This is a genomic window from Zhongshania sp. (assembly GCF_041584495.1).
Lineage (GTDB): Bacteria > Pseudomonadota > Gammaproteobacteria > Pseudomonadales > Spongiibacteraceae > Spongiibacter.
Genome location: NZ_JBFHDY010000051.1, coordinates 1 through 24,632, shown reverse-complemented (window position 1 = coordinate 24,632; position 24,632 = coordinate 1). Strand labels below are relative to the sequence as shown.

General features: G+C 52.4%; 22 protein-coding genes and 1 other RNA gene. 3 read left to right on the top strand and 20 right to left on the bottom strand.

Annotated features, from left to right (window positions below):
- The first annotated feature begins 104 nt into the window (after nt 1-104).
- The 3 genes from ABYP33_RS10140 to ABYP33_RS10130 are packed head-to-tail and all read left to right on the top strand — an operon-like array spanning nt 105 to nt 1,861.
- Nucleotides 105-989, top strand: a complete 885-nt coding sequence (locus ABYP33_RS10140; RefSeq protein WP_373090742.1) for an A24 family peptidase — start codon at nt 105-107, stop codon at nt 987-989.
- A 26-nt stretch (nt 990-1,015) separates the two neighbouring features.
- A complete protein-coding gene (coaE, locus tag ABYP33_RS10135) occupies nt 1,016-1,624 on the top strand; it encodes a dephospho-CoA kinase (protein ID WP_373090741.1) in 609 nt (202 codons plus the stop codon).
- Nucleotides 1,625-1,657: 33 nt separating this feature from the next.
- A complete protein-coding gene (locus tag ABYP33_RS10130; protein ID WP_008251572.1) occupies nt 1,658-1,861 on the top strand; it encodes a DNA gyrase inhibitor YacG in 204 nt (67 codons plus the stop codon).
- Between the two features lie 27 nt (nt 1,862-1,888).
- Here ABYP33_RS10130 and mutT read toward each other — a convergent pair whose 3' ends face one another.
- The 20 genes from mutT to rnpB all read right to left on the bottom strand — a co-directional run.
- Complete coding sequence (mutT, locus tag ABYP33_RS10125; protein ID WP_373090740.1) at nt 1,889-2,311, bottom strand: 8-oxo-dGTP diphosphatase MutT; 423 nt, start codon at nt 2,309-2,311, stop codon at nt 1,889-1,891.
- Nucleotides 2,292-3,512, bottom strand: coding sequence for a bifunctional glutamate N-acetyltransferase/amino-acid acetyltransferase ArgJ (gene argJ, locus ABYP33_RS10120; RefSeq protein WP_373090739.1), 1,221 nt, complete (start codon nt 3,510-3,512; stop codon nt 2,292-2,294). The genes mutT and argJ overlap by 20 nt, the downstream gene beginning before the upstream one ends.
- 13 nt (nt 3,513-3,525) lie before the next feature.
- Nucleotides 3,526-6,294, bottom strand: a complete 2,769-nt coding sequence (gene secA, locus ABYP33_RS10115) for a preprotein translocase subunit SecA (protein ID WP_373090738.1) — start codon at nt 6,292-6,294, stop codon at nt 3,526-3,528.
- 255 nt (nt 6,295-6,549) lie between these two features.
- The gene (gene lpxC, locus ABYP33_RS10110) at nt 6,550-7,461 is read right to left on the bottom strand and encodes a UDP-3-O-acyl-N-acetylglucosamine deacetylase (protein ID WP_373090737.1); all 912 of its coding nucleotides are present in this window, start codon (nt 7,459-7,461) and stop codon (nt 6,550-6,552) included.
- 106 nt (nt 7,462-7,567) lie between these two features.
- Nucleotides 7,568-8,725 carry a cell division protein FtsZ gene (ftsZ, locus tag ABYP33_RS10105; protein WP_373090736.1) on the bottom strand — a complete coding sequence of 386 codons (1,158 nt, stop codon included), beginning with the start codon at nt 8,723-8,725 and terminating at the stop codon, nt 7,568-7,570.
- Nucleotides 8,726-8,780: 55 nt separating this feature from the next.
- On the bottom strand, nt 8,781-10,010 hold the full coding sequence (ftsA, locus tag ABYP33_RS10100; RefSeq protein WP_373090735.1) for a cell division protein FtsA: 1,230 nt from the start codon (nt 10,008-10,010) through the stop codon (nt 8,781-8,783).
- Between the two features lie 65 nt (nt 10,011-10,075).
- On the bottom strand, nt 10,076-10,870 hold the full coding sequence (locus tag ABYP33_RS10095; protein ID WP_373090734.1) for a cell division protein FtsQ/DivIB: 795 nt from the start codon (nt 10,868-10,870) through the stop codon (nt 10,076-10,078).
- A gap of 1 nt (nt 10,871) precedes the next feature.
- Nucleotides 10,872-11,816, bottom strand: a complete 945-nt coding sequence (locus ABYP33_RS10090) for a D-alanine--D-alanine ligase (RefSeq protein WP_373090733.1) — start codon at nt 11,814-11,816, stop codon at nt 10,872-10,874.
- Nucleotides 11,817-11,825: 9 nt separating this feature from the next.
- Nucleotides 11,826-13,244 (bottom strand): UDP-N-acetylmuramate--L-alanine ligase, encoded by a 1,419-nt coding sequence (gene murC, locus ABYP33_RS10085; RefSeq protein ID WP_373090731.1) that lies wholly within the window; start codon nt 13,242-13,244, stop codon nt 11,826-11,828.
- Complete coding sequence (gene murG, locus ABYP33_RS10080; protein WP_373090730.1) at nt 13,234-14,319, bottom strand: undecaprenyldiphospho-muramoylpentapeptide beta-N-acetylglucosaminyltransferase; 1,086 nt, start codon at nt 14,317-14,319, stop codon at nt 13,234-13,236. Before murG ends, murC begins: the two co-directional genes overlap by 11 nt.
- A complete protein-coding gene (gene ftsW, locus ABYP33_RS10075; protein ID WP_373090728.1) occupies nt 14,309-15,451 on the bottom strand; it encodes a putative lipid II flippase FtsW in 1,143 nt (380 codons plus the stop codon). Before ftsW ends, murG begins: the two co-directional genes overlap by 11 nt.
- Nucleotides 15,448-16,800 (bottom strand): UDP-N-acetylmuramoyl-L-alanine--D-glutamate ligase, encoded by a 1,353-nt coding sequence (gene murD, locus ABYP33_RS10070; RefSeq protein ID WP_373090727.1) that lies wholly within the window; start codon nt 16,798-16,800, stop codon nt 15,448-15,450. Before murD ends, ftsW begins: the two co-directional genes overlap by 4 nt.
- Before the next feature lie 22 nt (nt 16,801-16,822).
- A complete protein-coding gene (gene mraY, locus ABYP33_RS10065; RefSeq protein WP_373090725.1) occupies nt 16,823-17,905 on the bottom strand; it encodes a phospho-N-acetylmuramoyl-pentapeptide-transferase in 1,083 nt (360 codons plus the stop codon).
- 1 nt (nt 17,906) lies between these two features.
- Nucleotides 17,907-19,307, bottom strand: a complete 1,401-nt coding sequence (gene murF, locus ABYP33_RS10060; protein WP_373090724.1) for a UDP-N-acetylmuramoyl-tripeptide--D-alanyl-D-alanine ligase — start codon at nt 19,305-19,307, stop codon at nt 17,907-17,909.
- Nucleotides 19,268-20,746: a UDP-N-acetylmuramoyl-L-alanyl-D-glutamate--2,6-diaminopimelate ligase gene (locus ABYP33_RS10055; RefSeq protein ID WP_373090743.1), complete on the bottom strand. Its 1,479-nt coding sequence runs from the start codon at nt 20,744-20,746 to the stop codon at nt 19,268-19,270. Before ABYP33_RS10055 ends, murF begins: the two co-directional genes overlap by 40 nt.
- The gene (locus ABYP33_RS10050; RefSeq protein WP_373090723.1) at nt 20,746-22,470 is read right to left on the bottom strand and encodes a peptidoglycan D,D-transpeptidase FtsI family protein; all 1,725 of its coding nucleotides are present in this window, start codon (nt 22,468-22,470) and stop codon (nt 20,746-20,748) included. Before ABYP33_RS10050 ends, ABYP33_RS10055 begins: the two co-directional genes overlap by 1 nt.
- Nucleotides 22,454-22,789, bottom strand: coding sequence for a cell division protein FtsL (gene ftsL, locus ABYP33_RS10045; protein ID WP_373090722.1), 336 nt, complete (start codon nt 22,787-22,789; stop codon nt 22,454-22,456). Before ftsL ends, ABYP33_RS10050 begins: the two co-directional genes overlap by 17 nt.
- A 9-nt stretch (nt 22,790-22,798) precedes the next feature.
- On the bottom strand, nt 22,799-23,740 hold the full coding sequence (rsmH, locus tag ABYP33_RS10040) for a 16S rRNA (cytosine(1402)-N(4))-methyltransferase RsmH (protein WP_373090720.1): 942 nt from the start codon (nt 23,738-23,740) through the stop codon (nt 22,799-22,801).
- A gap of 12 nt (nt 23,741-23,752) precedes the next feature.
- On the bottom strand, nt 23,753-24,196 hold the full coding sequence (mraZ, locus tag ABYP33_RS10035; RefSeq protein WP_040804143.1) for a division/cell wall cluster transcriptional repressor MraZ: 444 nt from the start codon (nt 24,194-24,196) through the stop codon (nt 23,753-23,755).
- A gap of 273 nt (nt 24,197-24,469) precedes the next feature.
- An RNA gene (rnpB, locus tag ABYP33_RS10030) (RNase P RNA component class A) lies at nt 24,470-24,632 on the bottom strand; the annotation flags it as partial.

Below are 24,632 nucleotides of genomic sequence, written 5' to 3'. Positions count from 1 at the left end.
GGCGTACTCGTCGGCGGCCTAATGATCGCAATGTACCTCCCCATATTCATGCTTGGCTCCGCCATTTAACGGCGCGCCTCATCGCTTACACACGAGTATAGTTTATGTCGTTCTTCGAAGCCGCCGCGAACTACCCGCTGCTTCTCATTACCTTATTAGGTTTCTTTGGCCTTCTCTTTGGCAGTTTTTTCAATGTAGTGATCTACCGCTTACCCAGAATGATGGAATCTACGTGGAAGTATGAGTGCGAAATCTTGCTCAGCGATGACGACGCAGCCGCTGAAGAAATCGCGCCACCTCAGTTTAATTTGGCCTTTCCCAACTCCCACTGCCCTAAGTGCGACGCGCCGGTAAAGGCGTGGCAGAATATTCCTCTAGTTAGCTATGTGCTGCTGCGCGGGCGCTGCGCTTCTTGTAAGGCACAAATCGGCCTACGCTACCCTGCGGTTGAGGTAATAACCGCCCTGCTTACCGTATTCCCACTGTTAATGTTTGGCTTTACCACCTATGCCGTTGCCGCTATTTTGTTTAGCTGGATTTTACTGATTCTCACGGTCATTGATATTGACCACCAGCTACTGCCAGACCAACTAACCTTACCCCTAATATGGCTAGGCCTGTTATTTAACAGCGTTACCGGCAGTATTCCATTACAGGATGCAGTGTGGGGCGCCATTGGCGGCTATTTGTCGCTATGGTCCGTGTTTTGGTTGTTTAAATTACTGACCGGCAAAGAGGGCATGGGCTACGGCGATTTTAAATTACTCGCCGCACTGGGCGCTTGGCTGGGCTGGCAGTATTTGCCGCTAATTATCTTATTGTCTTCTGTTGTCGGCGCCGTATTTGGCGGTTTGGTGATGCTGCTACGTCGCAGTGACAGTTCCATGCCCATGCCATTTGGCCCCTATTTGGCCGGTGCTGGCTGGATCGCCCTGTTCTGGGGTGAAGCGCTGATTGACGGCTACCTTCAACTTGCTGGCATTCGCTAGCCCCAATACATTACCTTATTTAGATTATGAGCAAATTCATCGTAGGACTTACCGGCGGTATTGGTAGCGGCAAAACCGCCGCGTCGAACCGCTTTGCAAAACTGGGCATTGGTATTGTCGATGCCGATATTATCGCCCGCGAAGTGGTTGAGCCTAGCAGCCCTGCCCTGCAAAAAATAGCAGCCCACTTTGGCGACGCGCATCTACTCAGTGATGGGCAGTTAAATCGCGCCGCCCTGCGCCAAACTATTTTTGCCGACCCCGCCGCCAAACAGTGGCTGGAGTCCTTGCTTCACCCACTCATCGCCAGCGAGACGCAGCGCCAACTGCTAAACGTAAGCAGCGCTTACGCACTATTCGTGTCGCCATTGCTGGTGGAACGCCAGCAAAAAGCGATGTGTGATCGGCTTGTGGTGGTCGATGTGCCTGAGTCTGTTCAGTTAAGCCGCACCATGCTCCGAGACAATAACGAGCAAGCCCAGGTAGAGCGTATTATTGCCAGCCAAATAGGCCGCCAAGCGCGCTTGGCCGCCGCGAGCGATGTGATTGATAATACCCTAGGCTTGCCTCAGCTAGACCTGCGAGTTAGCGCATTACATCAGCAATTCCTCAACCTTGCCGCCAACAAGGCCTAGCAGGTCTTTTAAAAAATTTGGAAACCATGTGCAATGAATAAAGCATCTGCCATCACCGTCCCCTGCCCACACTGTAAAACGGAACTCGTGTGGGACAGCAACAACCCCTTTCGTCCTTTTTGCTCTGACTCCTGCAAAAACCACGACTTAATTGCGTGGGCAAACGAAGAGCACAATATCCCCGGCGACTCGCTGCACGACGACGTTTTAAGCAGAGATTTAGAGCAAGATTTTTAAGAGAACGAAGGGATATTCAAAGCAGCTTTAGATGACGTCGGCGCACTGAATCGCTTTGACGATGGCCACATTTGCCGCCGGAAATACATAGTCAGAAAGTGATTGCGGGGTGACCCAGCGCAGTGGCTGACCTTCTCGCCCAAGGGCTTCACCGCGAAAACGCGTCACCAACCACACATCCAAAAACACCGTTTTATCGGCATAATCATGATTGATTTCGATTAGTGAGCGGCAACTCGCAGCGTCTATATCAATACCGAGTTCTTCGTGTAGCTCTCGGGTGAGCGCCTGAGACACCGTTTCACCCGCCTCCACTTTACCGCCGGGGAATTCCCACAAGCCGCCTTGATGGGCATCGTTCGCGCGGCGGGCGATAAGAATATCGCCCAGCGAATTAACAATAACCCCAACTGCAACGTGAACGCGTTTATTAACTGCGGTATTCGGCATTGATTTTGACGTAGTCGTAGGAGAAATCAGTGGTCCATACCGTCTCTGCATACAGACCACGATTCAGGTTAATGCGAATACGGATTTCTGTCTGCTTCATTACAGCGGCACCGGCCGCCTCGGTATAGGATTCTGCGCGACCGCCGTGCTCGGTAATCAAGACGTCGTCTAGGTGAACCGTTAGCGCCGCCACGTCGAGTGACTCCACCCCAGCACGACCAATAGCGGCCAGAATACGCCCCCAGTTTGGATCGCTGGCAAATAAAGCCGTTTTCACCAGTGGCGATTCCGCCACCGCATAAGCAACCTTAAGAGCTTCGCTGACGTCTTTGGCACCCGTCACTTCAACCGCAACAAACTTAGTGGCGCCTTCGCCGTCGCGCACAATGGCGTGAGCCAGCTCTAAGAACACCTCGTTAAATACACGCTGAAGCTCGTCAAACACCGGGCCACTGGTGTCAGTAAGCTGCTCACCACCAGCACGCCCAGTGGCAACTAGCACACAGGCGTCATTGGTTGAGGTGTCGCCGTCAATGGTAATCCGATTAAACGAGGCATCAGCGGACTGATCCAACATCGCCTGCAAAACATTTGGCGCAATATTAGCGTCGGTGGCTACATAGCCAAGCATGGTCGCCATATTGGGCTTAATCATGCCCGCACCCTTAGAAATACCGGTGACGGTAATGGTGCGGCCAGCAATGTCTAATTGGCGAGACGTCGCTTTGGGGCGAGTGTCCGTCGTCATTATACCGTTGGCGGCAGCTTCCCAGCTATCAGCCGAAAGTGCGGTAACAGCAGCAGGCATGGCGGCGACCAATTTATCTACGGGCAATTTTTCACCGATAACGCCAGTGGAAAATGGCAGCACTACTGAGGGCGCTACACCAACCAAATCAGCCAGCGCCGCGCAAGAGTTGCGAGCGTTAAGCATGCCAGCTTGGCCAGTGCCTGCATTGGCATTGCCGGTGTTGATAAGCAAATAGCGCGGCGAGCTTGTGGCCAAATGTTCTTTGGCCACAGTAACCGGCGCAGCGCAAAAAGCATTAAGGGTGAAGACCCCCGCCACCGATGCGCCTTCACACAGCTCAAAAATGACAGTGTCGATACGGCCTACTTTTTTAATACCGGCACTTGCCACGCCTATTTTTACACCGTCTATTGGGTGTAAAACAGCTAACTCACCAGAACCTACCGCCATGCTGTTGCCTACCTCAGCCTAATTTGCCGTGACACTGTTTGTATTTTTTACCCGAACCACAAGGACAAACCTCATTGCGACCAACTTTGCGGCCATCGCGCACAAAGGTTTCTGGCGTACTGGGCGTGGTTTCTGCAGACTCATCACTCATTTCCTCATCTACGGTGAGGCCACTGGACTCAGCGTGCTGGAACTCCATTGCGCGTTTAGCCTGCTCTTCTCGACGCTGACGCGCCAACTCTTCGGCGTTTTCATTCTGCTGGAGACGCAGATGTGAAAGAAAGCGAATGACTTCTAGCTTTAAGCTGTCGAGCATTTCTTGGAACAGCTCAAAAGCTTCGCGCTTGTACTCTTGCTTGGGGTTTTTCTGAGCAAAGGCGCGCAGATGAATACCATGACGGAGGTGGTCCATGGTCGCCAAATGCTCTTTCCACAGTGTATCCAATACTTGCAGCATGATATGGCGTTCAATTTTACGCATATCCGGGCCAACCAGTGCGCATTTAGCCTCATACGCCTCAGTAATAGCTTGATTGATTTTTTCGCTTAGCACATCTTCATTCACTGAGCGGTCTTCGTCCAACCAGGTTTGCAGCGGTAATTCCACTTCAAAATCGGTGTGCAGACGGCGCTCAAGCCCTGCCACATCCCACTGCTCTTCCAAACTTTGCGGCGGAATATATTCCCGCACCACATCGCCGACAACATCGTGGCGAATCGCGGCGAGCATATCGCTAATGTCATCCGCCTCCATCAATTCATTGCGCTGCTGATAGATGATTTGGCGCTGATCGTTTGCGACATCATCGTATTCAAGCAATTGCTTGCGCATGTCAAAGTTGCGGCCTTCTACTTTGCGCTGGGCTTTTTCGATGGCGTTAGACACCATGCGATGCTCAATGGCTTCGCCCTTTTCAAGACCCAGTGCCTGCATAATGCCGCGCACGCGGTCTGAGGCAAAAATTCGCATTAGACTGTCTTCTAAGGACAGATAGAAACGTGAGGCACCCGGATCACCCTGCCGGCCAGCACGACCACGCAGCTGATTGTCGATACGGCGCGACTCATGGCGCTCAGTACCGACAATATGCAAGCCACCGGCCTGCATTACCGTCTCGTGACGTACTTTCCACGCTTCGCGCAACTCGTTGATCAGCGTTTCCGAAGGGTTTTCATGTTGAGCAATTTCAACGTCAACATTACCGCCAAGTACGATGTCAGTACCTCGACCAGCCATATTGGTAGCGATAGTGACCACGCCTGGGCTACCAGCCTGAGCAATAATTTCGGCTTCTTGCTCGTGGTATTTGGCGTTGAGTACTTTATGGGGAATGCCAGCAGCCTTGAAGCGTGAAGACATTTCCTCAGAGGTTTCAATCGAGGCAGTACCCACCAGTATCGGCGCGCCACTTTCCATAATGGCTTTAACGTCTTCAACGATGGCGTCGTATTTCTCTTCCTTGGTCAGGTATACAAGGTCGTTGGCATCGCGGCGAGCGCTGGGCTTGTTAGTCGGAATAACCACCACGTCTAAGCCGTAAATCTGACGAAATTCAAAGGCCTCGGTATCGGCGGTACCGGTCATACCTGCCAACTTCTCAAACTGACGGAAATAGTTTTGGAAGGTCGTTGAGGCCAGCGTTTGGCTCTCTGCCTGAACCGTCACACCTTCTTTGGCTTCGATGGCCTGATGCAGGCCTTCCGACAGACGTCGACCCGCCATGGTCCGGCCGGTGTGTTCATCGATCAAGACCACTTGGTCATTCTGAACAATATATTCGACATTGTTATGAAATAAAACGTGGGCACGCAGCGCAGAATTGACGTGGTGCAGTAGGTTCAGATTACTGGCTGAATAAAGGCTGTCGCCCTCGTTCAGCAGACCCGCCTGAATAAGCATGTCTTCTACCTGCTGATGCCCCTCTTCGGTTAATTCGACCTGGCGCATTTTTTCGTCAACAGTGTAGTGACCTTGCTCAGCGATTGCTTGCCCGCTGTCATCACTTTCTATGGGCTGGCCAGCTTCGTCCACTTCAGCTTGTTTAAGCGAGGGAATAAACAAGTTAATTTGTTTGTAGAGCTTAGAGCTGTCTTCCGCGGGACCAGAGATAACCAGCGGCGTACGCGCTTCATCAATAAGGATCGAGTCAACTTCATCGATAATGGCGAAATTCAGGCTGCGCTGGTAGCGATCTTCAATGGCGAAGGCCATATTGTCGCGCAGATAGTCAAAGCCAAACTCGTTATTGGTGCCGTAAGTGATGTCAGACAAATACGCTGCGCGCTTCTCTTCCGGATCTTGCCCAGAGCGGATAACACCCACGCTCAGACCGAGAAACTCATACAGCGGACGCATCCAATTAGCGTCTCGCGACGCCAAATAGTCATTAACGGTTACCACAAACACGCCTTTGCCAGGGAGTGCGTTTAAATACACTGCCAAGGTTGCAACGAGGGTTTTACCCTCACCGGTGCGCATCTCGGCAATAGTGCCTTCGTGCAGGCTAATACCACCGATGAGCTGCACGTCAAAATGGCGCATGCCCATAACACGGCGACTGGCCTCGCGACACACCGCAAACGCTTCGGGCAGCAGCTGATCGAGGCTTTCTCCCGCCGCAATTCGCTCGCGAAACTCCCCAGTTTTGGCGCTGAGGGCGGCATCGTCGAGCGCCGTCATCGCCTCTTCCAGGCTGTTGATCTTGTTCACGACTTTGCGCATGCGCTTTAATTCGCGATCGTTTTTACTGCCAAAGACTTTTTTAACTACTGCTCTAATCATGATTAATTCGTTACTGTTCCCGGGAGCAAAAGTCCCTAATCAATGAAGGCTCTAAAGCCGCACCAAGCTACATTGTACGAATGAAATTCTGATGACGGCGGGGTAATCACTGTGGCGAATGATCCCGAAAATGCCGTACTTTTACCTAATGGCAAGACGTGGGCAATACCGTAACACCGAGGCGCAATATCGCATAGATAGGGGGATATTACCATGCTAAGACGAATCTCGGCCAAGCATGGTAGAAAGAGATAATCAGACTGCCGCTACAGCAGCAGCATAATTAATTGGCGCGTCAGCGGCATCGTCAAACGTTACCCATTCCCACGCGTCAGTGTCTTTAATTAAGGTCCGCAAGGACGCATTGTTCAGACCATGGCCAGACTTAAAGGCTTTGAACTCGCCAATCAAGCTAGTGCCCAGCAAATACAAATCACCAATCGCGTCGAGTACCTTGTGTTTAACAAACTCATCCTCATAACGAAGACCTTCTTCGTTAAGAATACGGTATTCATCAACCACAATCGCATTGTCAACACTGCCACCCTGAGCCAAGCCCTTGGAGCGCAGGTATTCGATCTCGTGCATAAACCCAAAGGTCCGCGCCCGACTCACTTCTTTTACAAAGGAGGTGCTCGAAAAATCCAACTCGGCATGGCCAACCCGATCTTTAAAAACCGGGTGATCAAAGTCGATGGTAAAAGACACTTTAAAGCCGTCAAAAGGGAGGAAACTCGCGACTTTATCACCATCTTTTACCGTCACCGGACGCTTAATACGGATGAACTTTTTCGGTGCATTTTGTTCTTCAATCCCGGCAGACTGAATAAGAAAAACAAACGGACCAGCGCTGCCATCCATAATCGGCACTTCCGATGAGCTGACTTCAACATAGGCATTATCTATACCCAGGCCTGCCATCGCCGACAATAAATGCTCAACCGTTGACACCCGGACATCGCCATTCACCAGCGTGGTCGACAAGGTGGTATCACCCACATTTTCCGCGCGAGCGTGGATTTCAACAACGGGGTTCAAATCGGTGCGCCGGAAAATCACACCGGTATCCGCTGGCGCTGGTTTCAGCGTCAGGTAGACCTTTTCCCCTGTATGCAAACCAATGCCCGTAGCACGGATAGTGTTGCGCAAGGTACGTTGTTTAATCATGTTCACACTCACTCTATGGGCCGGACGGTTACATTTACAAGGGCGTACTTGTCTTTTGTGCCAGCTAACTACCGACACATGCCCATGCTGTACCGACAACTACTAATTAATCAGCCTGACGCCGCAGAAACGCAGGAATATCCAAATATTCCATATCTTTATCTGCCATTGGCGCCGGCGCCACGTCTCGCGCAACGGCCGCTTGCTGGTTGTTGCGCATAACAGTTGGCCGATCGAGCTTGCGGTAATCATTGGAACGCGGCTCTATGGGCCGTGATTCAACAACCTTCAGCGGTATATCTGCACCAATACCATCTAGACCGGTGGCAACCACTGTTACGCGCAATTCGTCTACCATATCGGGGTCAATTACCGTTCCGACAACAACTGTTGCGTTCTCGGAAGCGAATTCCTCGATAGTATCCCCGACATCGTTAAACTCGCCTAGGGACAGATCCAGACCTGCGGTAATATTAACCAAAATCCCGCGCGCCCCTTGCAAATTCACATCTTCAAGGAGCGGACTGCGAATGGCGGCCTCTGCAGCTTCGCGAGCGCGGTTTTCACCGGTAGCCACACCACTGCCCATCATCGCCATGCCCATCTCTGACATCACGGTGCGCACGTCGGCGAAATCGACGTTAATCATACCCGGGCGAATAATCAGATCGGCAATACCCTGCACTGCACCTAACAATACATCGTTAGCCGCTTTAAAGGCATCGAGTAAACTGGTGTTTTTACCCAAGACAGGTAGCAACTTTTCATTGGGGATAGTGATCAGCGAGTCAACGTGCTGACGCAGCTCTTTCATACCTTCCAAAGCCACCGCCATGCGCTTTTTACCCTCAAAAGGAAAAGGCTTGGTGACGACGGCTACGGTTAAAATACCCAGCTCTTTGGCGACCTGCGCAACAACTGGCGCGGCGCCCGTACCTGTGCCGCCGCCCATTCCGGCGGTGATGAACACCATATCGGCGCCCTGCAGTGCTTCAGCAATGCGGTCGCGATCTTCCATTGCCGACTGGCGACCGATTTCAGGGTTAGCGCCTGCGCCCAAGCCCTTGGTAATAGTGGTGCCCAGCTGCAATACTGTCTTAGACGCGACATTGGTCAACGCCTGAGCGTCAGTATTGGCGCAGATAAAATCAACACCATCAACATTACAGGCGATCATGTGCTTAACAGCGTTACCGCCGCCTCCACCGACACCCACCACTTTAATTACTGCGTTCTGAGGAACGTTATCTACTAGTTCGAACATTGGTTTTCTCCCTTTTGCATATTTGACCGTGCTGCCGGCACGACCGCCTTACACCTTAAAAATTGTTTTGAATCCATTGCTTCAAGCTGGCCAAGAAGCCGTTGCGCTTAACCCGCCCCCGGCCACCGTGCTCGGCTTGATGCTTGATGCCGTAATGCAGCAAGCCCACGCCGGTTGAATAAATTGGATTGCGCACGATGTCGGTTAAACCTCGCGCATCCTGCGGCACACCGATTCGCACCGGCATATGAAAAATTTCTTCTGCTAATTCAACAACACCTTCCATCTTCGAGGTGCCACCAGTCAGCACGATCCCTGCCGCGCACAAGTCTTCGTAACCACTGCGGCGCAGTTCGGCTTGAATTAGGGTGAATAGCTCGTCGTAGCGCGGCTCCACCACTTCAGCCAGTGCCTGACGAGACAATTCCCGCGGGGCGCGCTCGCCAACACTGGGGACCTTAATCATTTCGCCTTCGCCCGCAAGCTGGGTCAGCGCACAGGCGTATTTAATTTTGATCTCTTCTGCGTACTGGGTTGGCGTGCGCAGGGCCATCGCAATGTCATTGGTGACCTGATCGCCGGCGATTGGAATTACACCGGTATGGCGAATCGCGCCATCGGTAAAGATCGCGATATCGGTGGTGCCACCGCCGATATCCACCATACATACACCCAGCTCTTTCTCGTCTTCAGTCAATACCGCGTAGCTTGAGGCCAGTTGTTCCAAAATAACGTCTTCGACTTCGAGGCCGCAGCGGCGAATGCATTTCTCGATGTTCTGCACGGCGTTTACGGCGCAGGTCACTAAATGCACCTTGGCCTCTAAACGTACGCCAGACATGCCCAGCGGCTCCTTAATGCCCTCTTGCTCATCAATCACAAATTCTTGGGGCAAAATGTGCAGCACTTTTTGGTCAGCCGGTATCGCTACCGCTTGCGCAGCATCGATAACCCGATCTAAATCCAGCTGAAACACTTCACGGTCGCGTATTGCGACAATACCGTGGGAATTGAGGCTGCGAATGTGATTGCCGGCAATACCAACGTACACACTGTGAATTTCACAGCCCGCCATCAATTCAGCTTCTTCTATCGCACGCTGAATAGAGTGCACAGTGGATTCAATATTGACCACCACCCCTTTCTTCAGACCGCGAGACGGGTGCGAGCCAATGCCTATAATTTCCAGCTTGCCGTCTTCGTTGCTCGAGCCAACGATAGCCACCACTTTTGAGGTGCCGATATCAAGGCCGACAATCATCCGGCTTGCGTGTGAACTAGCCATTGCTTTGCTTCTCCCAAGTTTGCGATCTATTGTGCTGTGGCAACTCCATTGCCAGAGCAATTCCCTCAGCCATTACCTTTTGCACCTTTTGTTTCATCCCACGCCACCGCTAGACCATTGATATAACGTGTGTCCACACGCTTAACGCGATCAAAATCCGCTACCAATTGGTGGCGATACACCCACATAAAGCGCCGCAACTTCTCCAATGGCTCGTAGCGACCCAAAACCAATACCGCGCCGCCGTTTAAGGTCGCCGTCCACGCGCCACGATCATTCATTTCAAGACGCTGTAAAATTAATTTTTCATCGCCAAGCAACTGACTCATCAAGCGGTACTGCCGCATTATTTCTATGGCGCTGCCATCAGGCCCACTCAGCAGCGGTAAACCGACATCGTCGGCCACGCCCTTAGCAGGCAAAAATATTTTGCCGCGATGGTTTAACAAGCCACCGCTGCCCCACGCAGCAATAGGCGCCTCTTCAACGATGGTGATTTTCAATTCCCGCGGCCAAACCCGCTCCACAATCGCCCGATAAACCCACGGCTCTTGCTCTAATTCACTTTGGATCGCTTCCAGATCCAAACCAACATAACCCACAGCCAAATGGCCCGTTACGCGGTCGACCAAAACATTGCGACTGACGTGCTGCAAATCACCGGCAAACACCACACGATCGACGGGTATGGCATCTAGCTGACGTCCTAACTGCTCAACGCCATAAACAAAAGCAATAACAACCACGATCAATACCAAGCGGTTCAAAATACGACCCCATTCGCGCTGCACTTGCGGCCCTTTGAGGGCCGCCGACTTGCGCGTTTTGAGGCGATTTTGCTTGCCGCTCAGTAGTTGCATCTCAGTTAGAATCCGCCTTGATACTGCCCGCCAAAATTTCTACCACCAAATGTTCAAAATCCAGCCCTGCTTGCTTGGCCGCCATCGGCACCAAACTGTGGTCGGTCATGCCAGGCACGGTATTCACTTCCAATAAATAGAATTTACCTGCCGCGTCGCGCATAACATCAACCCGCCCCCAACCCGCACAGCCCAGACTGGTAAACGCCGCCAATGCCAATTTGCTAAGCTCTTGCTCTTCCGCTGCACTCAAGCCACAGGGGCACAAATACCGGGTCTCATCAGAAATATACTTGGCGTTAAAATCGTAAAACGCGGCATCGGTTTCCAATTTAATGCCGGGCAAGGCCTTGCCATTTAATATCGCAACGGTGTATTCGCTACCGCTAATCCACTGTTCAGCGAACACCCGGCCATAGGCCTGGGCGTTTTGCCACGCGTCAGCCAACTCTGCCGCACTCTGCGCGCGAGCCATACCAATACTCGACCCTTCGCACGCAGGTTTAACAATGACCGGACCTAAATCATCAATAATGCCCTGCCAATCGCTATTCACCGTTAACTCGGCAAAGCGCGGGGTAGACAAGCCCAAACCCAACCACAGCAGCTTGCAACGGAATTTATCCATCGCCAGTGCCGAGGCCATCACACCGCTGCCGGTATAGCCAATGCCCATGCATTCCAGTGCGCCTTGCACGGTGCCGTCTTCGCCGCCCGGGCCATGCAGTGCAATAAACACCTGACGAAACTCGCCATTGAGACGCTGCATCCAATCGGTATCCGCCACATCAATGCCTTCAACCACAATGCCTTGACGCTCAAATGCCGCCATCACTGCCGCACCACTTTTCAGGGAAATTGCACGCTCCGCCGAGCGGCCGCCCAACAGTACCGCTAGCTTGCCGCCAATCGCCTGATTTATGTTTGCTACCGTCATGTCACTCATTGCCGCGACCTACACCCAACCCTGATTAGCTAATTGCAACGCCACTGCGCCGATATTGCCCGCGCCTTGAGTGAGCAAAACATCACCGGGGCGAATACGGGGTTTTAATATTTCAAAAGCGGCCTCAGTATTTTCAACAAATACCGGTTCCAAATTGCCCTGCAAACGAATACTCCGACACAGGCTACGACTGTCGGCACCCGGCACCGGCTCTTCGCCAGCCGAATACACATCCAACAGCAACAGGCTGTCGACGGTAGACAACACCCGAACAAAATCCTCGTATAAATCTTTGGTACGACTATAGCGATGCGGCTGATACAGCATCACTAGGCGACGATCTGGCCACGCTTGGCGGGCCGCCGATATGGTTGCGGCCACTTCTGTCGGGTGGTGACCATAGTCATCCACCAACATAAATTCGCCGTCGACCAATGGCAGTTCGCCATAGCGCTGAAAGCGCCGACCGACGCCCTGGAAATTGGCAATGCCATTGCAAATAGCCGCTACCGGCAAGCCTTCATCGGTGGCCACCGCCACAGCTGCCGTCGCATTAAGTACGTTATGCACACCGGGCTGTTGAATACTCAGTTCAATATCACTGCCATCTGGCCGCACTACATTAAAGCGGCTCTGCATACCCAGTTTTTGCAGCGAATGAATACGAAAATCCGCGTCTTCACTAAAACCGTAGGTCAATGTCGGACGCGCTATGTCCGGCATAATGTCGCGCACCACGGGGTCATCCACACAGACCACCGCCATACCGTAAAAAGGCAAGTTGTGCAGAAACTCGATAAAGGTACGTTTCAGCTTGCTAAAGTCACCGTCATAGGTCGCCATATGATCGGCTTCAATATTGGTAATCACCGACACCATAGGCTGCAAATGCAAGAAGGAAGCGTCGCTCTCGTCGGCCTCTGCGACCAAGTAGCGGCTCTCACCTAATGCGGCATTGGTGCCTGCGCTGTTAACCAGACCGCCGATAACGAAGGTAGGGTCGAGACCCGCCTCGGCAAAAATAGCGGTAATCAAACTAGTCGTCGTGGTTTTACCATGGGTGCCAGCCACTGCAATGCCGTGACGGTAGCGCATTAGCTCAGCCAGCATTTCCGCGCGACGCACAATAGGCACCCGCAATTGGCGGGCGGCGGCCACTTCTGGATTACTCTCATTAACCGCGCTAGACACTACCACCACATCGGAGTCGCCAATATTCTCGCCACGATGGCCAAAGGCAACTCGCGCGCCTAATTGCTGCAACCGCGCAGTACTGGGTGAGGCCTTTAGATCAGAACCTGATATCACATAACCCAAGTTCAATAGCACTTCAGCAATACCGCACATACCGGCACCGCCAATACCAACGAAATGTATGCGTTTGACTCTGCGCATTTCTGGAACCACAAAGGGATGCTTAGGACTCATTGGCAAACTCCATACAATAATTTGCGGCAACGTCAGCGGCATCTATTTTGGCGAGCCGTCTTGCGGCCTCGGCACTATTCAACAATGACTCCCGATTCGCACTATCGCTTTCCAACCATTTACATAAAACGTCAGCATTAAAAACTGACTGATCAATAAGTTCACCGGCGCCGCCATCCACAAACCACTGCGCATTGGCGCGCTGATGATCGTCAATGGCATGGGGCAACGGCACTAACAGTGCTGGCACGCCCGCTGCCGCGAGTTCGGCTACCGTCAACGCACCAGCACGACAAATAACCACATCGGCCCAGCTATAAGCGGCCGCCATATCCTCAATAAACGCCTCGGCGCGAACCGCAATTCCCGCCGCTTGATACGCCTGCTGTACTTGTTCTTCGTGGGCGCGGCCAGCCTGATGCCATACGGTCGGCCGCTGCGCCTCGCTAAGCTGCTGCCACGCAGCCAGCACCACATCATTTATAGGCTTGGCACCTAAACTGCCGCCCAAAACTAACACTCGCAACCTGCCGCTGCGCTCTGCCCAGCGTGTCGCTGGCGGCGCTAGCTCAGCAATCTCGCGACGTACTGGGTTGCCAATAAAACGATTGCGCTCACCGCCCAAGGCAATGGGGTAACCAGTCAGGCAAAGCCGGGCAATTTTCGCCAATAATCGGTTAGTTGTGCCCGCCACTGCGTTTTGTTCCTGGATCAACACCGGCACGCCCAGCAACTTAGCCGCCAAGCCACCAGGGCCAGAGGCATAGCCACCCATACCCACCACGCAGAAGGGCTTTAACTTCCAAATCAAGCGCATGCTCTGCACCAACGCGAGCATGGCTTTGGCAATTGCCAGCAAGCGAAACAAAGGATTTTTACCCCGTACGCCAGCCATATTTAAACAGTGCAGCGGCAGGCCTGCGGCAGGTACCAAGCGCGCTTCAATACCTGCCGCGGTGCCTAGCCAATGCACGTTGACATTGCGCTCGGCCAGCGCCGAAGCAACCGCCAATGCGGGAAACACATGCCCGCCGGTACCGCCGGCCATCATTAGTACGGTCTGTTCAGCGGCCATCTTGCCTCCGACATTCCAGTTCGATTCGCGCCACCAGAGACACCATCGCCATACACACTATTAAGCTGCTGCCACCGTAACTAAAAAATGGCAGTGTTAAGCCCTTCGTTGGCAACAAGCCGGTATTTACACCCATATTAATAAAGGCCTGCCCGCTAATCATGACCGCAATACCATAGGCCACAAACGCGTGGAATTGCTTGCCCATCATTTCCGCATAGCGCCCAATAAATAAAATTCTGCCTATTAATCCGGCGAATAACGCCAATACCAACAAGCTGCCAATGATCCCGAACTCTTCCGCAAAAATGGCGTACACAAAGTCGGTGTGCGCCTCAGGCAAATAAAATAGTTTCTGTACGCTATTACCGAGGCCCACGCCGCCTATCTGCCCACGACCAAAAGCAATAAGCGACTGAGTGAGCTGATAACCGGTATTGAATTGATCTGCCCAGGGGTCGGTGAATGCGGTTAGGCGCTTCATGCGATAAGGTTCAAAGATGACCATGGCCACCGCACCCGCGACACAGCTCAAAATCACCAGCAAGAATTGACCGAGTTTTACCCCGCCCAAAAAAATCATCACAAATGCCGTGCCCGCAGTAACAACGGTTGCACCGAAATCCGGTTCGAGCATGAGCAGTAAGGTCACCGCAAATAGTAACGCCATCGGTTTTACAAACCCGGACCAACTCTGCCGCACTTCGTCGCGACGCCGCACCAAATATCCGGCCAGATAACAAATGACACACAGCTTTACAAATTCAGACGCTTGCAAGGTTAACGGCCCGACGCCCAACCACCGACGACTGCCGTTAACTTCTTTGCCCACACCGGGAATCAGCACCAGCGCTAGCAAGACAAAACCTAACAATAACCAAAGCCAACCTGTGCGCTCCCAGAAATCAACCGGTGTCAAATACATGACCACGCTAAGGCCAAATGCCAAACTAAAATGGAAAAAATAGCGCTTTGCAAAAAAGAAGGCGTCGTCATACCGGCTCGCCGCATGCTCCACCGATGCCGAGGTCATGGCAACAAATCCAATCGCCAACAGCGCCAGCAGCAACAATTGTAAATGCCGATCAAATCGGCCCAATTCTTCCCAGCGCAGCTGAAGGTAAGCGCTCATTGCAGCCCCCCTGTCAGCGCCAGTACCGACTCAGCGAAAACCGCACCGCGATGTTCGTAATTGTTAAACATATCAAAACTCGCGCACGCTGGTGACAGCAACACCACATCACCGGACTCTGCATAGGCGGCTGCCGCGCGAACTGCGGCGGGCATATCTGAACATATTCGGCTAGGCAAGCGGCCATCGAGCAGCGCGTTCATGGCGGGGCCAGCCTCGCCAATAAAAACCACTGCCCGCCCTACACTCAGCAGGGTGTCTATCAATGGCTTAAAATCTGCCCCTTTGCCGACACCGCCAGCAATTAACACAAGCTTACCTGCGCCGCTTAAGCCCTTTAGCGCAGACACTGCCGCGCCAACATTGGTGCCTTTAGAGTCGTTATAAAATCGCAAGCCCTGCCACTGCGCAACAAACTGACAGCGATGAGGCAAACCCTTAAATTCAGTAAGTGTACTGAGCATCGCGCTCATAGGCAGGCCCGCCGCCGCACCCAAGGCCAGCGCCGCCATGGCATTGCTAATGTTGTGGCTGCCCGCAATTTTAAGCGCCGACACCGGCAGCAACGCTTCCCTCGCCAACGCGAGGTATTGCTCGCCATCTTCGTCTATAAGGCCGAAAGCGCGAAAATCAGAACGCCCTAAACCAAAGCTCCATTTTTCAACCGCATCGGGAACCAGTGGCGTACTCAGTGCGTCGTCACGATTAATAACAACTTTTTTACAATCACGAAATATACGGTGTTTGGCCTGATGGTAGGCAATCATGCTGCCGTGATGATCTAAATGATCTTCACTGACATTCAGTACTGTTGCCACTTCGGCGCCAATAAATGCGCAGCGCTCTAATTGGAATGACGATAACTCCAGTACATAGAGCTCGGTTCGATCATCCAACAACGCCAACGCAGGCGTGCCAAGATTACCGCCTACCGCACAGCGCCACCCGGCATTAACGGCCATTTCCGCCACAAGTGTGGTCACAGTACTTTTACCGTTAGAACCGGTAATAGCGACGATCGGCGCCTTGGCCTCGCGACAGAACCACTCAATATCGCCAGTAATTGCCACGCCAGCGGCTTTCGCCGTCGCAATTGCTGGCTCTGCCAAAGAAATACCCGGACTAATCACAAGCTCGGTTGCCGACAAGAATTGATCGGTGGTAAACGCCCCAAGAATTGGCGTTACATCGGGAAACTCCGCGCGCAACAACTCGAGCTCCGGCGGCGCATCGCGGCTGTCGGCGATCGCAAAAGACAGACCACGGCGAGTAAAATAACGGGCGATCGAAAGCCCAGTTTTACCTACACCGATAATGACCCGCCGATTGTCGGATGCGATCAAACTCACTTTGCGTATAACTCCCGTTTTCTTAGCGTAGTTTTAATGTCGCTAGGCCAAACAGCACCAGCATTACCGTAATAATCCAAAACCGCACAATAACCCGCGGTTCTGGCCAACCTTTTAACTCAAAATGATGATGGATCGGCGCCATACGGAAAATTCGGCGGCCGGTTAATTTAAAAGACGCAACTTGCAAAATAACCGACACGGTTTCTAGCACAAAAATGCCGCCCATAATAAAAAACACAATTTCGTGCCGAGTGATCACAGCAATGGTTCCCAGTGTTGAGCCTAGGGCCAAGGCACCGACATCGCCCATAAACACCTGCGCCGGATAGGTGTTAAACCACAAAAATCCGAGTCCCGCGCCCGCTAGGGCACCACAAATAACAATGAGTTCACCCGCACCCGCCACGTAGGGAATATGCAAATACTCAGCAAATTTTACGTTCCCGGTCAGGTAGGCAATCAACCCGAGCGCCGCGCCAACCATGACCGTTGGCAAAATCGCTAAGCCATCAAGACCATCCGTTAAATTCACCGCGTTGCTGGCACCGACAATCACAAAATAAGTCAGCAGAATAAACAGCGGGCCCATTTGCCAGCTAACGTTTTTCAAAAATGGCAAGAACAACTGCGTGCTTACGGCGCTGTCTGCAGTCATATATAAGTATATTGCGGCGCCTAATCCGGCCACGCTTTGCCAAAAGTACTTCCAGCGCGCGGGTAAACCGCGTGGGTTGCGCTCTATAACCTTACGGTAATCATCTACCCAGCCCACCGCGCCAAAAATCGCGGTAACAATCAATACGGTCCACACATAATGGTTCTTCAGATCTGACCACAACAAGGTGCTAATAAAAATCGCAACCAATATTAAAGCGCCGCCCATTGTAGGTGTCCCGGACTTACTGAGATGCGACTGCGGACCGTCATCGCGAACAGATTGACCTATTTGATGAAAATTAAGTTTGCGGATCATCACCGGACCGATCATCAAGGAAATAGCGAGCGCAGTTAATACACCAAGTATGCCGCGAATACTCAAGTACTGGAAAACCGCAAATGCGCTAACGTATTGAGTTAAATATTCAGCAAGTAGCAGCAACATATCAGTTGCCCCTCTGCACTAAATCGGTCGTCAATACGTCGACAACCACGTCCATTTCCGCACTGCGCGAACCCTTAACCAAAACCGTATCCCCTGCTTCTAAATAATTTTTTAATGCCGCGATTAAATCCGGCTTATTGTCAAAGGCGTATGCATTGCAACCAAATTCAGTCGCCATTATGCTGGCGTATTCCCCCGTAAAGAAAACGGCATCAAGTCGATTTTCTCTGGCATAAGCCGCTATTTCTCGATGCTGCTGAGCAGCCTCCGCACCCAACTCCGCCATATGCCCAAGGACGAGAACATTGCGGCCGAGACTCGATGCCAGCACTTCAATTGCCGCTCGCACTGAACCCGGGTTCGCGTTGTAACTATCATCAATCAGTTCAATTCCAGCGACATTACGGCGCAGCAGACGACCACTTACACCGCGCACCGACTCTAGGCCACTAACCACCTCACCTAAGCTGGCACCCGCCGAAAGCGCCGCTGCGGCGGCCGCCAAGGCATTGGCCACCATATGTCGACCCGACAGTGGCATGCACACCTTGGCACTGCCGGCAAAACTCACCAACTCAAAACGAACTTTGCCCGGCTCACTCAGATCAATATCACGCGCAAACACATCGACATCCTCCCTTACCAGGCTGAATAGGCGCTGCTGCACATGACTGGCATAGGACTGCCACAGTGAACAGTGCGCATCATCAGCGTTGATAATGGCGAGGCCGCCCTTCGCTAAACCGCGAAATATCTCGCCCTTGGTTTCAGCCACTGCCGCCAGCGAGCCAAAGCCTTCAAGATGCGCGTGCTGAGCATTGGTCAGCACCGCAATAGTAGGTTCAGCAAACTCGCAGAGGTAGTGGATATCGCCCTGTTTTGCAGCGCCCATTTCAATCACCGCAAACTGGTGTTGCGCAGAGATCGCCAGCAGACTATGCGGCACACCGATCTCGTTATTTAAATTGCCGACGGTGGCATAAACCTCACCACACTGAGCAAAAATTGCAGCCAACATTCCCTTAGTACTGGTTTTTCCGCTACTGCCGGTAATGGCAACAAGTGGACCAGTAAAACGACGACGATTTTCGCGAGCAATCAAGCCCAGCGCTCGGCGGGTATCTGAGACCCTTATATTAGGCAGAAGATCCGTTGCGTCGCTAACAACGCTGGCAACGGCGCCAGCATCCTTGGCTACGTCAACAAATTGATTACCATCAAAATTATCGCCGCTTAAGGCAACGAATAGATCACCAGCCTGAATTTTGCGGCTATCAGTACAAACCCGATCAACGGAGATATCTGTACCCTTGAGTACGCCACCAGTAGCCGCCGCAATAGCCTGTAGATTTAATGTGCCGATCATAAGCTCGGCCTCGCTGCCAGCGCTAGTCGCGCGCACTGAATATCACTAAAGGGCAAACGACGCCCAGCAATCTCTTGATATTCTTCGTGACCCTTGCCGGCAACTAACACAACATCGCCAGGCTCAGCCGCAGCGATTGCTGTCGCGATTGCGGAATCGCGCTCGGAAATTACCACTGGCGCACTGCGCATACCCGCGCAAATTTCCATGATGATAGCCGTCGCCGACTCCGAGCGGGGATTATCGTTGGTCACCACCACCGCATCGGAAAGTTTTTCTGCTATTGATCCCATTAACGGTCGCTTACTACGATCTCGGTCGCCACCACAGCCCATTACGCAATGCAATTTACCGGCGGTAATTGGCCGCAAGGCTTTGAGCACTTTCTCTAAAGCGTCTGGTGTATGTGCGTAATCAATCACCGCCAACACGCCATCGGCAGAGCGCAGGCATTCCATACGGCCTGGAACGGGCTTTAATTTTGGTATCGCCTCCGCAATCGCATCGACAGTAACGCCCAAGCCCAGTAAAACCGCTGTTGCCGCCACCAAGTTCGACAAATTAAATTCGCCAAGCAAGGGCGACTGCAATTGAAGATTGCCCCACGGGCTGCTGATGTGAGCCTCAATGCCCTGCATGTCATAACGTGCGTCTTGGGCGTAGACCTTGGCCTGCGGATCAATAATACTAAAGTCAATTAATTGCGCGGCGGTGGACTCAGCCATGAGCTTGCGACCAAATTCATCGTCTCGATTAATAACGGCCAACGGCAGATTAGGCCAATTCAATAAGCGCGCTTTTTCGGCGCCGTAAGCCTCCATAGAACCGTGATAGTCAAGGTGGTCTTGGCTAAGATTCGTGAATACTGCGGCAGCAAAATTCAAAGCCGCCACCCGGTGTTGAGCCAAGCCGTGAGACGACACTTCCATCGCCGCCCAATTTGCTCCGCCATCTCGCCATTCGCTAAGCAGGGCCTGCACTGAAACGGCATCTGGGGTGGTGTTATTGCCGCTATTAAGGCGACCAAAGCGACCATTACCAAGCGTGCCAATTAACCCACACGGTTGGCCAATGGCTTCCAATAATTGCGCCACCATCCATGCACAAGACGTTTTTCCATTGGTACCGGTAATTCCAATAAGCTGTAGCTGCCGAGATGGCAAATCGTAAAAGCGCCCGGCAATTTCACTAATATGCGCTTCTAGGTGCTCAATGACGACCACCGGCAGCGACCATTGTGCGGCATCGAAGGGCGCATCAGCGATGACGGCAACAGCCCCCGCCGTAATAGCAGCGTGAATATAATCACGCCCATCGACGTCGTGCCCCTTTATCGCCAAAAAAACATCGCCAGCTTGAACCTTGCGACTATCTATGGCCAAACCGGTGACGGGCAAGGCGGCAATTTCCTGACTTAAGTCAGGTAGTAAATCGCCTAACAACCTCGGTAATGTGTAGTTCTGCTGGTCTACCATCACGCTGCCGCATCTCCCTTAGTTTTGGGTTTAGGCTCGGCTGCCTCGATATTGTCCGGCGCGATATTCAACAAGCGCAGGGCATCAGATACCACTTTTGAAAAAACAGGCGCAGCAACCAATCCACCATAATAATCACCCTTAGGTTCATCAATGGTCACTACCGCCACAATTCTGGGATTACTGGCCGGTGCCACACCGGCAAAAATGGCAAAATAGCGGTCTTCAGCATAGCCGCCAGCAATCGCCTTGTGCGACGTTCCGGTTTTACCGGCAATGCGATACGCGTCTACCTGCGCCCGCGTAGCGGTACCACCCAGCTCAGTCACTTCTTCCAGCATATCGACAATCTGGCGCGCAATTTTTGCTGAAATAACTTGCTGCTGAGTTGGCTTTTCGGTGCGCTTCAGCAAAGATACTTGCTGAAAAATACCGCGATTAGCAAACACCGAATAAGCCTGAGCCAACTGTAAATTGGTAACAGTAATTCCGTAGCCAAAGGCAAACGTGGCGCGCTCAATCGCACGCCAATTGGGCCGATTTGGCAGCATGCCGTTGCTTTCGCCAGGAAACCCAGAGCTAGTACTGCGCCCCAAACCAAAGCGATCAAACACACCCCAGACGTCATGCTCATCAAGAGAGAGCGCAATTTTGGTGGTACCGACCTGGCTGGATTTCTTCAATACCTCTGCCACGGTAAGCACACCGTAGTTACGGTGATCTTCTAAAACTTTCCGCCCAACCTTGATATACCCAGGGTTAGTATTGATGGTGGTGTCAGGCTGATACTTACCACTTTCCAGCGCCGCCACCATAGTTAATGGCTTTACGGTGGAGCCTGGTTCAAACATGTCGATAACAGCGCGGTTGCGCAGCGCGTCAGGACTTAACTGACTGCGATTATTGGGGTTAAACGAAGGTTGGTTAACCAGCGCCAAAACCTCGCCTGTTTCACTGTCGATAATAACGATCGAACCGGCTTTAGCGCCGGTTCGGTTTATTGCTGCTTTTAATTCGCGGTAAGCGAGATACTGCAAACGCAGATCAATACTCAATTGGACATCTTTGCCGGGGCTGGCCGCCTCCCCGGCGTCGATCTCCCTGATAATATTGCCGTACAAATCCTTCAGCACCCGCTTGCGCCCAGGGGTTCCGTTAAGCCATTCGTCGTAGGTTAGTTCGAGCCCCTCCTGGCCACGATCGTCGATATCGGTAAAGCCCAGCAAATGCGCGGTTACCTCACCCGCCGGATAAAAACGGCGATATTCGCGCTGCAAATACACACCGGGAATTTTCATTTGCATAAGGCTTTGTGCTGCAGCAGGCGCAACGTGACGGCGTAAATACATAAACTGGCTGTCGCGATAGCGCTCTACCCGCCGCGACAATTCGCTCGCCGACATTTCCAGCGCTGCTGCCAAGCGTGCCCAGTCACCTTTTGCACCTTGCAATTCCTGAGGGTTAGCCCAAATAGAAGCAACGGGGGTACTAACCGCTAGGGGCTCGCCATTACGATCCGCAATGATTCCGCGATGAGCAGGAATGACTTCGGTGCGATTGGTGCGCGCATTGCCTTGGCCCTGCAGAAATTGGTAGCCCCGGTCTACATCCAAAACCTGCAAGCTTAGCGCCCGCCAAGCCAATAATAAGACGAGCAGCAGCAGACTGCCGACCACGATTCGGAAGCGCCATGGCGATATTTGAACTTTAGCCTGCTTTACCATAACCCCGAACCATTTTGACTTCCCTCATTTTGGGCGCCTGCATTTTCAATTTTTGTATTGCCACATCTTGCACGCGATCCGGTGACGCCCAGGTACTCTGCTCTAGCAATAAACGCCCCCACTCTTCTTCCAGTGACATTGCATCGCGGCGCAACTCCTGTAGCTCACCAAATAATTTTCGGCTTTTATGTGAACTCTGAATCACCGCAATACATGACAAAACCACCAGAATGAGCAAAGCAGGGCCTAACACGCCACCCAACGGTGCCGGCGTCGACACCGCATTTCTCATGCTATTGCGCTGCTTTCCTTCCAACATAAATCACCCTTAGGCACACTCGTCATACGCGAGTTTTTCCGCCACGCGCATTACCGCGCTGCGCGACCGGGGGTTCAAGGCGACCTCATGATCACTTGCCTTTACCGCCTTACCAATGAGCTTCAGCTTGCGATTGCGCTGACTTTCGGTAACCGGTATGTACGCGGGCACCTGCTCGCCTTCTGCCTGGCGACGCATAAAACGCTTCACTATGCGGTCTTCTAATGAGTGAAAACTGATGACGACCAAGCGCCCACCCACATCCAAACTATCGACAACCTTACTCAGCAATTTTTCTAAATCTGTTAGCTCGTCATTGATGAAAATCCGTATCGCTTGAAAGCTACGCGTTGCTGGATGTTTGTGCTTTTCCCACGCAGGATTAGCCTCAGTAACTATTTTGGCCAACTGCAAGGTCCGCGTAATCGGCTCTTCTTCACGCGCGGCAATAATTGCTCTAGCAATACGTTTAGCAAAACGCTCCTCGCCGTAATCCCGCAGCACTTTGGTAATTTCGGCTTCATCGGCCACGGCAATCCACTGTGCAGCACTCATGCCGCGATCAACGTCCATGCGCATATCTAAATCGCCGTCGCGCATAAAACTAAAGCCGCGCTCCGCCTGATCCAACTGTGGCGATGAAACGCCCAAATCCAACAGCACACCAGTAAACGGCGCAGCCAAGCCACTCGACGCGGCCAGTTCGGCAAAATCAGCAAAGGAACCTCGTGCAATGCGGAAGCGCTGATCGGCCTGCGCCAACTCAAGACCTTCAGAAAATGCGTGGGCGTCTTTATCGATCCCCAATAAACGCCCTTCAACGCTCAAGCTTTCCAGTATCTGGCGACTATGACCACCACGACCAAAAGTTCCGTCGACATAACGTCCACGGGTATCGGTTACCAGCGCTGCAACGGCCTCCTCTAGCAATACTGTTAAATGCTGTTCCAAATGACTCACTCTCTATAGTGACAGTGACAACATCTCATCCGGCATATCGTCACCCTCTCCCGCTGCACCAAGCCAGTCGAACCAACCTGACTCACTCCACAACTCTAATTTTTTACCCTGACCCACTAGTAGTAGTTTCTTTTCAAGGTCAGCGTAATCGCGTAATGGCGGCGGCAACAGCACCCGACCATTGGCATCCATTTCTAAAGGGGTGGCGTAACCCAGTAACAGCCGCTGAGCCAGCCGCGCCTTACGATGGATATTCGGCAAGGCCTCAATCTTTGGCAGCAAATCCAGCCACTGGGGCTCGGGGTAAACCAGTAGACAGCGCTCTTCGGTATGCGCAGTAATCACTAAGCGGCCATCGCAAGCAGACACAAGGGCATCGCGTATTTTGGCTGGAATCGCCAAACGCCCCTTACTGTCCATTGTGATTGCATGACTACCTAGGAACACAAAACCCACCTCCCTCGCTTCAAAAACCCCAAAACACCACAAAAAACCACTTCTACCCACTAAACGACACTATAGGAACTTGCAAGCCCCAGTGTCAAGCGAGACCGAGACCTAAATAGAGGGATTTTTCTTAAAAATGTCAGTAACTTGCGGCTAAAACACGCTAACGAGGATGGGCTTTAAGGAGCTTAATTCAAGGAAACAAAAAGATAGAGCACCAACTTAATGCACTACATTAAGTTACAGCTTTCTTTATGCCGCAAAGGGGAATAAAAAGTGAGTCGGCCGATAAGCCGGGTTCTGTCTTGGACGACCATTCATCTGGGATCTGCGTCACCGCAGACCTCTAGCAGCCTACCCGAATCCACTGTGGGCCACAGCATTGGATTCCTATTTGGCCTTGCTCCAGGCGGGGTTTACCATGCCACGAACTGTT